Here is a 14098-nt window from a genome sequence, read left to right on the forward strand (position 1 = left end):
CTGCGGTCAGGGCACCAAGACGGTCAGCGCCGCGGGAACCGCGCGGATGGTGATCGGCAGGTGGCCCGCCGGTTCCCCGTCCGCGGTCGCGGGCGCGCCCGCCGCGCTGAGCGTGACCGCCGAGGCGCGAAACTGCCTGACCTCCGGGTGATCCTGGCGTTTGCCCGCCGACAGGGCGGGCAGCAGGCGCAACATCTCCCTGCGCGACAACGCGCCGACCACGGTCAGGTCGAGCAGGCCGTCGTCCATGACCGCGTCCGGGCAGATCAGCATGCCGCCGCCGTAGGTGCGGGTGTTGCCGACCGCGACCATCACCGCCTCGGTCTCCAGCAGGGAGCCCGCGCCGGGGTTGGTCAGCCCTTCGGTCACCGCGCCGACCAGCTCGACCCGGTAGGGCACGGTGAACCGCCTGGAGATCTCGGCCAGCGCGGCGACGGTGTAGCGCAGGCGGCCTTTCGGCCAGCGCATCGCGTTGGCGCGCAGGGTCACCCGCGCGTCGAAGCCCGTGCCGGTCACCGTGGCGAACCACATGGGCGGCCCGGACGACTCGATCCGCCCGAGATCGATCGTCCTGGTCCGCCCGCCCAACACGACAGCGGCGGCGGCGACCGGATCGTCGGTCGGCACACCGAGTTCCCTGGCCAGATCGTTGCCGGTCCCCGCGGGAACCATGCCGAGTGCGATGCCGGTCTCCGCGACGGCGGGCAGCGTCACGTTGATCAGGCCGTCGCCGCCGACGCAGACCACGGCGTCCGGCCGCGCCTCACCCGCGACCGAGTCCCGCACCTGCCGAACCGTTTCGGCGACCGAAGGGGCGCACACCTCGGTGATCTCGGCGCCACCCGCGCGGAGGCGGGCGATCGCGGCGCTCGCCGCATCGCCGCCTCTGCCGAGCGGATTGGTCACCACGGTGAGCCTGCGCACCGGCGAATACTCGGTCACGGCACCAGCTTTCCGGGATTCAGGATGCCCGCCGGGTCGAGTTCGGCCTTCACCGCGCGCAGCACGCGCACGCCGAGGTCGCCGACCTCGTCCGGCACCCAGGGGCGGTGGTCGGTGCCCACCGCGTGGTGGTGGGTGATGGTGCCGCCCGCCGCGACGATGGCGTCGCCCGCGGCGCGCTTGGCGACCTGCCACTGGGCCAGCGGGTCGTCCAGTTGCTTGGCGACGACGGTGAAGTACAGCGACGCGCCGGTCGGGTAGGTGTGCGAGATGTGGCACATGACCAGGGGCGGCGTCCCCTGCGCGCCGAGCGAATCGGACAGCGCCGCGGTCACCTTCGCCTTCAGTGCGCTCAGCTCGGACCAGGTGGTGGCGGTTTCCAGGGTTTCGCAGAGCACGCCGACATCCAGCAGCGCGTCGCGCAGGTAGGGCGCGGCGAAACGCCCGTGTTCCCATTCCCGGGCCGGGGTCTCCCCCAGGGCCGAGCCGCCCGCCGCGGCCAGCACAGCGGCCGCTTCGGCGCTGCGCGCGGCGACATGCGCCGCGCTGCCCTCGAAGGTGGTGACGGCCAGGCATCCGGCGACCGGGTTGCCGCCGATATCACCCGAGCGGGCGAGGTTGATCCCGGTCTCCGCCTCGTCGGAGAGCCGGAGCACAGTCGGCGCCGCACCCGCCTGCACCACCGAGCGCAAGGCGGCGGCGCCGGTTTCGAAGTCGGGGAACGACCACGCCTGATACGCGACGGTTTCCGGGACCGGGTGCACCCGCAGGGTGACCTCGGTGATCACACCGAGCGTGCCCTCCGAACCGACGAACAGCTCGCGCAGGTCCGGCCCCGCGGCCGAAGCCGGAGCGCGGCCGAGTTCGAGGGTGCCGCTGGGCGTGGCGATCTTCAGCCGCTGCACCATGTCGTCGAACCGGCCGTAACCCGCCGAGGCCTGGCCCGACGACCGCGTTGCCGCGAAGCCGCCGATGGTGGCGAACTCGAAACTCTGCGGGAAGTGGCCGAGTGAAAGTCCGTGCGCGCCCAGCAGTTCCTCCGCGCGCGGACCGGTGAGTCCCGCTCCCAGTGTGGCGGTGCCGCTGATCGGATCGATTCCGGTGACGCCGTCGAGCCTGCGCAGGTCCAGCGCGATGACGGTGCCGAAACGACCGCGCACGGGATCGACCCCACCGACCACGCTGGTGCCGCCGCCGAACGGGACCACCGCCACGGCGTGCTCCGCGCAGTAGGCCAGCACGGCGAGGACCTGATCGTGGTCGGCGGGGAAGACGACGGCATCCGGGACGTCCTGCGGGCCGTCCGCCCGGCGGCGCAGCAGATCGGGGGTGCTCTTTCCTCCGGCGTGCCGCAACCGATCGAGGTGGTTGGTCGACACGTTGCCGGGCCCGACCACCTCGATCAACCCGGCTTGCCGCGCCTGCGTCAGCGCCGATTCGCGCAGTGGCACGTCGCCCTCATCGCGGCGCGCCACCGTATTGCCGGACACTCCGAAGACCTGCGTCAGCAGACCACGGATTCGCTCCGACAGCGGCTGGTGCCCAGCCGGGATTCCCCAGGCATCCCAGACCATACCCGCCGCTGATGCGCTCACGCCGGTCTTTGCCGGGGCAGCCGGATCGCCGCCGGTATGTTGCTGCGTCTCCACCATGCGTTACAGTTTGACATAGACTGTCAATCAGTAACAAGCATGCGAACCATACTTCCTGGTCGGCGCCCCGCGGACCCATCGACTAACCGGGTGACACCTTGAACGCTCCTGACGGCTCCGCCGAGAACTCGCTCTCGGCGATCGACCTGGCGATCCTGGACGCGGCGCGCGCCTGCGTGCAGGAGTTCGGCGTACGCCGCACCACGCTCACCGAGGTGGCGCGGCGAGCGGGCGTCAGCAGGCCCACCGTCTACCGCCGCTGGCCGGATACCGGCGCGCTGGTGGCCGAACTGCTGGTCCGCGAGCTGCGCGGCATCGTCGCCGAGACGATGCCCGCCGCCGGCAGCGCGCGCGCCAGGCTGGTCGAGGGCGTGGTCGCGGGAGCGGCGACGGTTCGGTCGAATCCGTTGTTCGACAAGATCTTCCGCACCGACACCGATCTGATGCTCACCTACGTCTTCGGGCGGCTCGGGCGCAACCAGCACGCGCTGATCGAGCTGTTCGCGGCGAGTATCCGGGAAGGCCAGCAGGACGGCTCCATTCGCGACGGCGATCCGGAGCGGATGGCCACGATGCTGCTGCTGATCGCCCAGTCGGCGGTGCAATCGGCGGGCACCGTCGCGGCGTTGCTGGCCGGTGAGGACCTCGACACCGAACTCCGTCGCGCGATCGACGGCTATCTCGACGACCACGCCGCCGCCGAAAACGGCGACCGAAAGCGACCGTGACGAGCACGCGCTCCAACGCTTCCTGCTGGATCGGAAAGGCATTGTGATGACCACGAATTCGGTGCGCACCGGAGACTCCGCGTTGAACGCCGCCCGCCGCGCCGCGGACCTGGCCCGCCTCGGCGACGGCGCCGAGATCGATGTCCTAGTGATCGGCGGCGGCGTCACCGGCGCGGGGGCCGCCCTGGACGCCGCCGCCCGCGGGCTGCGCACCGTCCTGGTCGAGCGCCACGATCTGGCCTTCGGCACCAGCCGGTGGAGTTCCAAGCTGGTGCACGGCGGCCTGCGCTACCTGGCAGGCGGCCGGGTCGGCATCGCCCATGAGAGCGCGGTGGAGCGCGGCATCCTGATGCGCACCACGGCACCGCATCTGGTGCGCCCGCTGCCCCAACTGGTGCCGCTGCTGCCGGGCATCGGCGCAGCGCAGGCCGCCCTGGTGCGCGCCGGTTTCCTGGCGGGTGACCTGTTGCGGCGCGGCGCGGGCACCCCAGCGGCCATCCTGCCCCGGTCCCGGCGCGTCACCGCCGCGGAGGCCGTGCGGCTCGCGCCGACCGTCCGCCGCGCGGACCTGCGCGGCGGCTTACAGGCGTGGGACGGCCAGCTGGTGGACGACGCCCGCCTGGTCGTCGCGCTGGCGCGCACCGCGGCGGCCCACGGCGCGCGGGTGCTGACCCGTGTCGAAGCGCTCGCGGTGTCCGGGGATTCGGCGACCCTGCGCGACACGCGCACCGGCGAGACCCTCACGGTGCGACCGCGCACCGTGGTGAACGCCACCGGCGTCTGGGCCGACCAGGTGGATCCGAGCATCCGGCTGCGGCCCAGCCGCGGCACCCACCTGGTGTTCTCCGCCGCCTCCTTCGGCGGCCTCACCGCCGCGCTCACCGTGCCGGTACCCGGCAGCATCGGCCGCTTCGTCTTCGCCTTCCCCGCCGCGCACGGCCGGGTGTACCTGGGTTTGACCGACGAGGACGCGCCGGGACCGGTACCCGACGAGCCGAAGCCCACCGATGGTGAGATCGAGTTCCTGCTCGACACCATCAATCCGGCCCTGCGTGAACCGTTGACCCGCGACGATATTCGCGGCTCGTACGCCGGACTGCGGCCACTGTTGCAGACCGCCGACGACAGCACGGCCGACATCTCCCGCAAACACGCGGTACTGCGGTCCCCCACCGGGATCATCACCGTTGTCGGGGGCAAGCTCACCACCTACCGGAAAATGGCCGAGGACGTGATCGACGCCGCGGTCGCGCACGGCGGTCTCGCCGCGGAGCCCTGCCGCACCCGGCAGCTTCCCTTGGTCGGCGCGGTCTCCGGCGCGGCGCGCGACCACATCGACGCCCCGCCCGTGCTGATCGAGCGCTACGGCAGTGAGGCGGCCGCCGTACAGGCCGCGGCGCGCAGTGATCCGGCACTGGCCGAGCCGGTCGCGCCCGGAATCGACGTGCTCGGCGCCGAATTCGCGTTCGCGGTGTCCCACGAGGGTGCGCTCGACGCCGAGGATCTGCTGGATCGGCGCACACGCATCGGCTTGGTCGCCGAGGAGCGCGCGGCCGCCGCCCCGGCCGCGGTCGCCGCAGTCGGCTAGCGGACGCGCACGTCGCTTCGTCCGGCGCAGCGGGCGGTCATTCCATCGACCACGCGGCCAGTTCCGCGCGCATGCACGCGCGCGGCCAGCGGTCGAGGCCGTGAGTACGTTCGGCGGCCCGCAACGCGAGCAGCCCCGGCGTCTCCTCGTCCGCCGCCAGGTACCGGAAGCCGAGCCGCTGGTAGTACGGCCCGTTCCAGGCGACTTCGGTGAACGTGGTCAACGTCATCGCGGGCAGGCCCACGGCGGCGGCCCAGCGGGCGGCCCGATCGATCAAACGCTTGCCGATCCGGCGCCCGGCGTAGTCCGGGCGCACCGATACCTGCTCGATATGAGCGTTGCCGTCGACCACCCCCAGCACCAGGTAGCCGATCGGCACGTCCTCGTCGGTCCACACCCAGGCGCGCCCGGCCTGCTGGAACTCCTCCAGCGTGGCCAGCGAAGGAGGTTCGTCGTCGGCCACGGCCGTCATCCCGATCTCCGCGAACGGCTTGCCCGCCGCGGTTTCGATGTCTTGCAGCACGGGAAGGTCTGCGGTTGTCGCCGGCCGGATCACCGGCTCATTCTGCCTCCGCATCGCCGCGCGAACCAGCGAATTTCACTCCGCCCGCGTGGCGAGAATGCCGTTGAGCAGCACCCGCACCGCCCAGGCCGCCCGCGCGTCGCCGTCACCGGCCAGCAGAGCGTCCCGCATGGCTACGACCAGGGGATAGCGGTCGGCGGGCAGTTCGGCGAAGCGTCGCCGCATCCCGGCGAGGTACTCCTGCTCGGTACCGCCGCCGACGTTGTGCACGCTCTGTTCGGCCGCCGACGCGGTGATGTGCAGAAAGAGCAGGTCCACCGCCCACGAGGCGGTTCGGTCGTCCAGTCCCGCCTCGGTGAGCGAGCCGAGCATCAGTTCCACCAGCCGCAACGCGTTCGGACTGTCCGGGATCGCGCCGAGCGCGACGAGCGCCAGCCCTTCGTGCCTGCTCATCGCCGCGACCATGGCATCGACCAGCGCGGTGAGCCGCTCGCGCCAATCCGCTCCGGCGGGCTCCGGGACAGCGCCGAGGACGTGGTCGAGCATGGCGGCCATCAGATCGTCGCGATTGGCGACGTAGACGTACAGCGAGGCGGCTCCGGTGTCCAAGTCCTGCGCCACTCGGCGCATGGTCAGCGCCGCCGCGCCATCCCGGTCCAGGATGCGCAGGCCGGTCTCGATGATCACCTCGCGACTCAGCGGAGCTTTGGCCGGGCGGGACCGGCGGCTGACGGCTGCTGCGCTCATGCGCCGAGCATAACCAGCAACGAACGCCGTTCGGGTGATCGGCGCGTGCTCCCGCACCGCGTTCTGGGCGTGCTTGCGTCACGGTGCGCTGGGCCGTGCCGCAGTACACCGGCGTGCATCGTGCCCCAGCGCGTACCGCAGTTCGAGCGATGAGGGAGCGGGATCGTCGCAAACGGGACATACGAACGGACAGCAGGAGCGCCGACGACACGGTCCGCACTACCGGGGCCCGGAACTGACCGCGGCAACACCCGATACGTGATCCACGACACAGCAGAAAATTTCACACATGACTGTCTGTTGCTGCGGAAAAGACCACAACGCCCAGCTCACAGCCGTCGCACAGGCGTGCGGAACCGCGCGTGAGAACCCGGACGGCAGCGCGTGATTCGAGGAACCGACAGCACATCGGAGCGTTCCAGGAATCGGCTCGGTGATGGTTCAAGCCCCCGGTTCGGCCGCCACCGACGCTCTATGCTGGCTTCGGAATGCCGGTAGTGCGCCGGGAAGGAGGGCGCGGGTGCGCAAGAAACCGTCCACCGTGGGTGTCGCACCGGGCGACGGACTGGTCGCCCGCTTCGGTGCGGTCGTCGCCTATCTCGGTGCCGAAACCACCTCCACGGACCGGATACTCGGCACCATCGAAGCCGTGGCCGAGGGCGATCACCCCGGCGCCGCGCTGGCGCAGCGCCTCGCCGCGGTGATCTTCGGCAGCAAAGTCCAACTACCGCCGTTCGGAGTCGTCGCGCCGACCGACGACGGCATGCTGATCCTGCTGCGCGGAGCGGTGACCGCGGAGATCCAGGGCGCGGAGGGCACCCGCCGCATCGACGGCGGGCGTGCCTTCACCTGGGTGGACGAGATCGTGCGCGAACCGGTACGCCGCATCACGATCGGCGCGGGCACCGGCGCCCCACCGACCGCGCTGCCCCGCACCGATTTGCGCGCCGGCGTGGTCCCCGGCGGCGGCTTCGTCTTGCACGCCGCGGTGCGCAGCGCCGGGAAGACCGTCGAGCCCCGGCCATCCGAACCTTCCGCACAGGCCGAGCCGGAGCCGACGGCCGCGGCCGGCTTCACGGCGACGCCCGAACCGACCGGCGCTTCCGACGCGGTCGCGCCTGTGGCGCCGCCCGCCCGGCCGACCGGATCGGCTCGCCCCCTTGCCAAACCGCGTCCGCCCCGGCCCGCCGCGGATCGACCGCTCGCGTGGTCGCAGGTGCAGCCCGCGCACGAGCCGGTCGCCTTGCGCAAAGCGCCGGAGAACGGTGGGGCGCGAGTCCCGCGCCCGGCCGCGCCGTCCGGTGAATCCGCCGTCGGCGCCCTGGTCACCGAAGACGGGGCCGCGTACCCGTTGAACCGCGCCTATGTCATCGGACGCGGGCCGCAGGTGGACGAATCGGTCCGCGCCGCCACCGCTACCCCGATCGTCATCCAGCGTGACCGCCACGTCTCCCGCGTGCACGCCTATGTGTCGGTCGACGCGGGCAAGGTGTACGTCCGGGACGCCGCCGCCACCTCCGGCACCTTCATCGCCGCTCCCGGCACCGATCAGTGGACTCGGATCAGCACATCCCCGACCGAACTCCCGCCGGGCTGGCGCGTCCGCATCAGCGAGCGAGTCCTCACCTACCGCGGCGATGACCAGCGCACGGGCACGGCCGACATCGCAGGCGCACGCCGCCGCTCCTGACCCGCGCCGACACCGGACCACCGGGCGGACAACCGGTCCCCGCCCGCTCCCGGCCGCGTGGAGAGCACAATGGCGGAATGCGCCGAAACGGACCGAGCCAGGACATCGACGAGTCCGAGCTGACGGTGACCCCGCCGAAAGAGCAGGCGGCGGGTGTCACCGCCGTGGGGGTGGCGCTGAAACGCTCGGTCGAGGAGATGGGTGTCATCCGCACCGCCCGCACGCTGGCGCGGGTCAACCAGGTGCACGGCTTCGACTGTCCCGGCTGCGCCTGGCCGGAGCCGACCGGTCATCGCAGGCCCGCGGAGTTCTGCGAGAACGGGGCGAAGGCGGTCGCCGAGGAAGCCACGCTGCGCACGGTCACCCCGGAGTTCTTCGCCGCGCACTCGATCGCCGAGCTGAGCGAGAAGTCCGGCTACTGGCTCGGCCAGCAGGGCAGGCTCACCCACCCGATGGTGCTGCGGCCCGGCGACACCCACTACTCCCCCATCGCGTGGGAGCAGGCCTACCGGCTGATCGCGGAGACGCTGCGCGGCTTGGACTCGCCTGATGAGGCGGTGTTCTACACCTCCGGCCGCACCAGCAACGAGACCGCGTTCCTGTACCAGCTGCTGGTGCGCAGCTACGGCACCAACAACCTGCCGGACTGCTCCAACATGTGCCACGAGTCCTCCGGCGCCGCACTGTCGAGTTCGATCGGGATCGGCAAGGGCTCGGTCTCCATCGACGACTTCGCCAAAGCCGACCTGATCGTCGTGGCGGGACAGAATCCGGGCACCAACCATCCGCGGATGCTCAGTGCGCTCGCCGCCGCCAAGGCCGAGGGAGCCCGGATCATCGCGGTGAACCCGCTGCCGGAGACCGGGCTGCTCGCCTTCCGCGATCCGCAGACGGTCAAGGGTGTCACCACCGGCGTGCCGATCGCCGACGACTTCCTGCAGATCCGCCTCGGCGGGGATATGGCCCTGTTCCAGGCGCTCGGCCGCCTGCTGCTGGAAGCCGAGGATCGCGCGCCGGGCACGGTGGTCGACCGGGCGTTCATCGATGCCCACTGCGCGGGGTACGCCGAATACGAAAAGCAGGTGCGCGCGGTCGATCTCGCCACCGTGCTGGAAGCGACGGGCCTCAGCACGGCCGAACTCGAGCACACCGCCGAGGTGTTCGCCCGCTCCCGCAACATCATCCTGTGCTGGGCGATGGGGCTGACCCAGCAGGCCGATGCCGTGGCCACCATCGAGGAGGCCACCAACCTGCTGCTGTTGCGCGGCATGATCGGCAAGCCGGGCGCGGGTGTGTGCCCGGTACGCGGCCACTCCAACGTCCAGGGTGACCGCACCATGGGCATCTGGGAGAAGATGCCCGCCGCCTTCCTCGACGCCCTCGACCGCGAGTTCGGCATCACCAGCCCGCGTGAGCACGGCTTCGACACCGTCGCGGCCATCCGCGCCATGCGCGACGGACACGCGAAAGTCTTCTTCGGCATGGGCGGCAACTTCGTCTCCGCCACCCCCGACACCGCCGTGACCGAAGCCGCGCTGCGCGGCTGCGCGCTCACCGTGCAGGTCTCCACCAAACTCAACCGCAGCCACGTCGTGCACGGCCGCACCGCCCTCATCCTGCCCACCCTGGGGCGCACCGACCTCGACCTCGCCCCGGACGGCACCAAAAACCATGTGTCGGTGGAGGACTCGATGTCGATGGTGCACCTGTCCACCGGTCGGCTGAAGCCGGTCAGCGATCAGCTGCGCAGCGAAGTCGCCATCGTCTGCGAACTCGCCGCGGAGCTCTTCGGCGCCGATCACGCCGTGGGGTGGGCGCGCTTCGCCCGCGACTACGACACCATCCGTGACGCCATCGCCCGCGTCGTTCCCGGCTGCACCGACTACAACCGGAAAGTCCGCCAGCGCAACGGGTTCCAGCTCCCGCACCCGCCGCGCGACACCCGCGAGTTCCGTACCGCCACCGGCAAGGCCAACTTCGCGGTCAACGAACTGACCTGGCTGCCGGTCCCCGAGGGCAGGCTGATCCTGCAAACCCTGCGCAGCCACGACCAGTACAACACCACCATCTACGGCCTCGACGACCGCTACCGCGGCATCCACAACGGCCGCAAAGTCGTCCTGGTGCACCCCGACGACATCACCGCGCTCGGCTTCACCGACGGCGACCTGGTGGACGTCGTCTCCGAATGGACCGACGGCACCGAACGCCGCGTCGAAGGCTTCCGCCTGGTTCCCTACCCCACGCCGCGGGGCAACGCCGCCGCCTACTACCCCGAAACCAATCCCCTGGTGCCGCTGGACCACGTCGCGAAACGGTCCAACACACCCGTCTCCAAAGCGGTCACCATCCGATTCGAGCCGAGCATCGGCGGAAAGCCGGTCCCCGCTCATGCCGACCGGGATCCGGCATGAGCGATCGGACCCGGAGGCGGCAGCGCGTAACCACGCAGGGCACCGCTCATGCCGGGAGACAGCAGTGCGTAACCACGCAGCGCCCCGCTCAAGCCGGAAGGTTCGCAGCATGAGCCGCGTCACCGCCCGCCGCCGGATGCGCCGGATCTCGCCTACCGGGGAGATCCTGCGTCCGGACACCCTCGCCGTAGAGGAACCGCTCGAGATCCGCATCGACGGGCGATCGCTGACGGTCACCATGCGCACCCCCGGCGACGACATCGACCTCGTGCACGGATTCCTGCTGAGCGAAGGCATGATCGGCTCTGGCGAGGACATCGTCGCGGCGCGCTACTGCGCGGGCACCGACGACCAGGGCCGCAATACCTACAACGTCCTCGACGTCACCCTGCGCACCCCCGTCCCGGTGCCGACCCGCGCCTTCCTCACCACCGGAGCCTGCGGACTGTGCGGCAAGACCGCCCTGGAGGAGGTGCGTACCCGCACCCGATTCCCGCTACCCGCCGGAGGCCCCGTGGTGGACACCCACACCCTGGCCGCCATGCCCGGCGTACTGCGCGACCGCCAATCGGTGTTCGACGCCACCGGCGGCTTGCACGCCGCGGGACTGTTCACCGCCGAGGGCGATGCGCTGGCGGTGCGTGAGGACATCGGCAGGCACAACGCGGTGGACAAGGTGATCGGCTGGGCGCTGCGCGAAACCCGGGTCCCCGCCCACGATCTGGTGCTCATCGTCAGCGGGCGGGCCTCGTTCGAACTGGTGCAGAAGGCCGTCATGGCCGGAATCCCGATGCTCGGCGCGGTCTCGGCGCCGAGTTCGCTCGCGGTCGATCTCGCCGCCGAGGCCGGACTCAGCCTGGTCGGTTTCCTTCGCGGCGACACCATGAACGTCTACAGCGCCCCCGAGCGGATCCGCGCCGATCCTGGCGCGAGTTCCAGGTTGGCCTGACTCACTATTGCCCGCGAGGGACACGCGTTTTACCGTGACTGCACGGAGCCGGAACGGATTCGGCGGGAACGGAGCGGCCGATGCGGATCTCGGTGCAGGGGAACTCCGAGGGCCTACGGGTACGGATGCGGTTCGCGCAGTACCGCCGCCTGCTGCTCACGCGGATCGTGCTGGCCGTCTTGGCGGTGCAAGGCGCCGTCATCGGCCTCTGGGCCACCCTGGCGCCGCACTCCTGGTACACCAGCTTTCCGGGGTTCGGCGCGCGGTGGGTGGCGGCGGACGGCCCCTACAACCACCATCTGGCCGCCGACGTCGGGGCCTTCTTCCTCGCGCTGACCGCGGTGACGATCGCCGCCCTCGTCGTGGACGACACCACGGCGGCCCGGATCGCGGGCGTCGGCTGGCTGACCTTCGGTGTCCCTCACTTCCTGTACCACGTCCTGCACAAGCCGGCCGAGCTGGGCGCGGCGAGCTTCACCACCAGCCTGATCGCGGCGTTCCTGCTCGTGGTCGGCGGAGCGGTCTGCGTCTTCGTTCCGCCGCGCGGGAATCTGCCGCTGTCGGATCCGCAACCGATCACACTGCGTTTCCCCCGCCGCGGACCTCGCGCATCCCGCTGACCGGCGACCCGGTCCAGCGAGTCCGGGACGCCCGTGGGCGATCACCACGGGCGTGATCCGGTGCGTCCGTAGAATTGCGAGTTCTCCGCCGTCAGTCCTTCAGCGCGTCGAGCAGCGCCGCGCGCTGCCGCGCGCCGAGACCACCGATGCGGCGGTCCTCGGGGATCTCCGCCTGGTCCATCAGCTTGGCGGCCTTCACCGGGCCGACACCGGGCAGGGCCTTGATCACCGCGGCCACCTTGGTCTTCTTGACCAGCTCGTCGGAGTCGGCCTTCTTCAGCAGGTCCGCGACCGAAACCTTGCCCGCCTTCACCTTGCCGATCAGTTCGGAGCGTGCCTTGCGGACCGCGGCCGCCTTGGCCAGGGCCTCGGTGCGCTGCTCTGCGGTCATGGTAGGCAGTGCCATGTCTCCTCCGCTTCCACTCGTCACTCGAACATCTGGTTGACCGGACCGAGTAAACAGCACGGCACCGACAGCGCAAGCTCGACACACCGGGGCACGAACAGCGGAAATAGCGATGAATTTCCTCGCTCCACGCCGTCGGAATCGGTGAACGGCCGACGCCCGACGGGCGAAAAGGACGAAAGGAACACCACGTCATGGAGCTGTCCCTCACCCAGTTCGTCACGCTGGACGGCGTGTGCCAGGCGCCCGGCGGTCCGCAGGAGGACACCAGCGGCGGTTTCACCCACGGAGGCTGGTCGGTGCCGTTCGGCGACGAGGATTTCGGCGCGTTCGTCGATTCGGTCTTCGACCGGGTGGACGCGTTCCTGCTCGGACGGCGGACCTACGAGATCTTCGCCGGTTACTGGCCCAAGGTCACCGATCCGGATAATCCGGTGGCCACGAAGCTCAACTCACTGCCCAAGTACGTCGCGTCCCGGACCATGGAGCGCACCGAATGGGCGGGTGCCGAGCTACTGCGTGGCGATCTGGTCGCCGAGGTGACCGCCCTGAAACAACGGCCCGGCAGGGAACTCCAGATGCACGGCAGCGGGAACCTCGCGCGCGGCCTGCTGGCACACGGGCTGATCGACACCCTGTACCTGCTCACCTTTCCAGTGCTTCTCGGTACCGGTAAGCGCCTGTTCAGCGCCGATGTCCAGCCGACCGGCCTGCGGCTCACGGATTCGCGCGTGACCGGCAGCGGCATCGTCATCGGGACCTACCGCAACGCCGGTGCGCCTCGGTACGGCGACTATTCCGAAGCGGCCGCCGCCGCGCAGTAACACCGGGTGCACCATTCCCGACAGAGTCAGCGAACACCGAGCGCGGGTCACGGTTCAACGGCGAACCAGGTGGGGGATCAACGGCGATCCCCCGAATCCGGCGCAGTCGGCCCGCTCCGACGGCGCCGCTACCCGCGTCACACACCAGACCGCCGTCGCGGTTCCCCCGGCCGTGACAGCATGGCGGCATGGACCCGAGCACTCCGCCGGGAGCGTCCGCGGCACTGTGGCTGTGGGCCGGGCAGGCGATCTATCGCGGACCGTCGCTGCGCCTGGCGGCGCATTCGACCGCGGTCGACTGCCTTGCGGTCGGGGTGGACGCCCCGTTCACGCTCGAGGCCGACGACGTCGCGCGCACCGTACGCAGCGCGCTGATCCCGCCGCGCCGGGTACATCGCGTGCTCGCGGGCGGCGACCATATGATGTTCTGCTATCTGGATCCCGGATCGCGCACCGCTCACGCATGCCGCGACCGGATGATCCGGTGGCACGACGAATTCGGACTGGACCACCGGGCGGAGACCGCGCTCGTCGCGGCCGCGCGCGACGCATGTCCCGATCCGTGTTCCCTGGCGGAGCTCGTCGGTGCTGCGCCGGTGCCGGCATTGGACGACCGCGTGGCCGAGGCGATGGCGACCCTGCTGATCCATCCCGAGCGAGAACTCACCGCCGATCGGTTCGCCGCCGCCGCGCACCTCTCGGAGTCGCGATTCCTGCACCTGTTCTCGGCCCAGGCGGGCACCTCGTTCCGGAGGTACCGGCTCTGGGCCAGGATGCTCGGCGCCGGACGCGCGATCGCCGAAGGCGCGAACCTCACCGTCGCCTCGGCCGCCGCCGGATTCGCCAGCCCGTCTCATTTCAGTGACGCGTTCCGCGCGTTGTTCGGACTGTCGCCCACCGCGCTGCTGTCCACCGGAGTCCGGATCGTCGTGCTGGACCGAGCACACGGGGATCGAATCGGGCGCGCGAACTTGCTAGGCTGAAAACTAGAACACGTTTCACTTCAAAGGAGACT

At 70.7% G+C, this 14098-nt stretch carries 13 protein-coding genes; 8 read left to right on the forward strand and 5 right to left on the reverse strand.

Going from position 1 to position 14098, the window contains the following annotated elements:
* Positions 1 to 6: 6 nt before the first annotated feature.
* Together LTT66_RS04495 and LTT66_RS04500 are read right to left on the reverse strand one after the other, a co-directional pair.
* The gene (locus LTT66_RS04495; RefSeq protein WP_408638745.1) at positions 7 to 942 is read right to left on the reverse strand and encodes a YegS/Rv2252/BmrU family lipid kinase; all 936 of its coding nucleotides are present in this window, start codon (positions 940 to 942) and stop codon (positions 7 to 9) included.
* The gene (locus LTT66_RS04500) at positions 939 to 2516 is read right to left on the reverse strand and encodes an FAD-binding oxidoreductase (RefSeq protein ID WP_233069006.1); all 1578 of its coding nucleotides are present in this window, start codon (positions 2514 to 2516) and stop codon (positions 939 to 941) included. Before LTT66_RS04500 ends, LTT66_RS04495 begins: the two co-directional genes overlap by 4 nt.
* A gap of 176 nt (positions 2517 to 2692) precedes the next feature.
* On the opposite strand from LTT66_RS04500, the gene LTT66_RS04505 reads away from it, so the two are divergent.
* A complete protein-coding gene (locus LTT66_RS04505; protein ID WP_233064117.1) occupies positions 2693 to 3322 on the forward strand; it encodes a TetR/AcrR family transcriptional regulator in 630 nt (209 codons plus the stop codon).
* Positions 3323 to 3368: 46 nt separating this feature from the next.
* Positions 3369 to 4910 (forward strand): glycerol-3-phosphate dehydrogenase/oxidase, encoded by a 1542-nt coding sequence (locus LTT66_RS04510; RefSeq protein ID WP_233064125.1) that lies wholly within the window; start codon positions 3369 to 3371, stop codon positions 4908 to 4910.
* Between the two features lie 37 nt (positions 4911 to 4947).
* Here the strand turns inward: LTT66_RS04510 and LTT66_RS04515 are convergent, their stop codons facing one another.
* Both LTT66_RS04515 and LTT66_RS04520 read right to left on the reverse strand, forming a co-directional pair.
* The gene (locus tag LTT66_RS04515; RefSeq protein ID WP_233064134.1) at positions 4948 to 5466 is read right to left on the reverse strand and encodes a GNAT family N-acetyltransferase; all 519 of its coding nucleotides are present in this window, start codon (positions 5464 to 5466) and stop codon (positions 4948 to 4950) included.
* Between the two features lie 42 nt (positions 5467 to 5508).
* Entirely contained in the window at positions 5509 to 6180 is a 672-nt protein-coding gene (locus LTT66_RS04520; RefSeq protein WP_233064143.1) for a TetR/AcrR family transcriptional regulator, read from the reverse strand.
* 520 nt (positions 6181 to 6700) lie between these two features.
* On the opposite strand from LTT66_RS04520, the gene LTT66_RS04525 reads away from it, so the two are divergent.
* From LTT66_RS04525 to LTT66_RS04540, 4 genes are all read left to right on the forward strand, one after another.
* Positions 6701 to 7870 carry an FHA domain-containing protein gene (locus LTT66_RS04525; protein ID WP_233064153.1) on the forward strand — a complete coding sequence of 390 codons (1170 nt, stop codon included), beginning with the start codon at positions 6701 to 6703 and terminating at the stop codon, positions 7868 to 7870.
* Positions 7871 to 7947: 77 nt separating this feature from the next.
* Complete coding sequence (locus LTT66_RS04530; RefSeq protein WP_233064174.1) at positions 7948 to 10284, forward strand: FdhF/YdeP family oxidoreductase; 2337 nt, start codon at positions 7948 to 7950, stop codon at positions 10282 to 10284.
* A 109-nt stretch (positions 10285 to 10393) separates the two neighbouring features.
* Positions 10394 to 11233 carry a formate dehydrogenase accessory sulfurtransferase FdhD gene (gene fdhD / locus LTT66_RS04535; RefSeq protein ID WP_233064175.1) on the forward strand — a complete coding sequence of 280 codons (840 nt, stop codon included), beginning with the start codon at positions 10394 to 10396 and terminating at the stop codon, positions 11231 to 11233.
* 80 nt (positions 11234 to 11313) lie between these two features.
* Positions 11314 to 11853 (forward strand): hypothetical protein, encoded by a 540-nt coding sequence (locus tag LTT66_RS04540; protein ID WP_233064177.1) that lies wholly within the window; start codon positions 11314 to 11316, stop codon positions 11851 to 11853.
* 91 nt (positions 11854 to 11944) lie between these two features.
* Here LTT66_RS04540 and mihF read toward each other — a convergent pair whose 3' ends face one another.
* Positions 11945 to 12259, reverse strand: coding sequence for an integration host factor, actinobacterial type (mihF, locus tag LTT66_RS04545; RefSeq protein ID WP_029895202.1), 315 nt, complete (start codon positions 12257 to 12259; stop codon positions 11945 to 11947).
* 194 nt (positions 12260 to 12453) lie between these two features.
* Here mihF and LTT66_RS04550 point away from each other — a divergent pair, with 194 nt between their 5' ends.
* Both LTT66_RS04550 and LTT66_RS04555 read left to right on the forward strand, forming a co-directional pair.
* On the forward strand, positions 12454 to 13083 hold the full coding sequence (locus tag LTT66_RS04550; RefSeq protein WP_181724711.1) for a dihydrofolate reductase family protein: 630 nt from the start codon (positions 12454 to 12456) through the stop codon (positions 13081 to 13083).
* A gap of 188 nt (positions 13084 to 13271) precedes the next feature.
* Positions 13272 to 14066, forward strand: a complete 795-nt coding sequence (locus LTT66_RS04555) for a helix-turn-helix domain-containing protein (RefSeq protein ID WP_233064180.1) — start codon at positions 13272 to 13274, stop codon at positions 14064 to 14066.
* Positions 14067 to 14098: the final 32 nt, after the last annotated feature.

Origin of the sequence: Nocardia gipuzkoensis, assembly GCF_021183645.1 — a bacterium.
Classification (GTDB): domain Bacteria; phylum Actinomycetota; class Actinomycetes; order Mycobacteriales; family Mycobacteriaceae; genus Nocardia; species Nocardia abscessus.

Coding starts and splice junctions, on each gene's coding strand:
- LTT66_RS04520 (WP_233064143.1), bottom strand. CDS start 6,180: ATGAGCGCAGCAGCCGTCAGCCGCCGGTCCCGCCCGGCCAAAGCTCCG.
- LTT66_RS04510 (WP_233064125.1), top strand. CDS start 3,369: ATGACCACGAATTCGGTGCGCACCGGAGACTCCGCGTTGAACGCCGCC.
- LTT66_RS04500 (WP_233069006.1), bottom strand. CDS start 2,516: ATGGTCTGGGATGCCTGGGGAATCCCGGCTGGGCACCAGCCGCTGTCG.
- LTT66_RS04530 (WP_233064174.1), top strand. CDS start 7,948: ATGCGCCGAAACGGACCGAGCCAGGACATCGACGAGTCCGAGCTGACG.
- LTT66_RS04540 (WP_233064177.1), top strand. CDS start 11,314: ATGCGGATCTCGGTGCAGGGGAACTCCGAGGGCCTACGGGTACGGATG.
- LTT66_RS04555 (WP_233064180.1), top strand. CDS start 13,272: ATGGACCCGAGCACTCCGCCGGGAGCGTCCGCGGCACTGTGGCTGTGG.
- LTT66_RS04550 (WP_181724711.1), top strand. CDS start 12,454: ATGGAGCTGTCCCTCACCCAGTTCGTCACGCTGGACGGCGTGTGCCAG.
- fdhD (WP_233064175.1), top strand. CDS start 10,394: ATGAGCCGCGTCACCGCCCGCCGCCGGATGCGCCGGATCTCGCCTACC.
- mihF (WP_029895202.1), bottom strand. CDS start 12,259: ATGGCACTGCCTACCATGACCGCAGAGCAGCGCACCGAGGCCCTGGCC.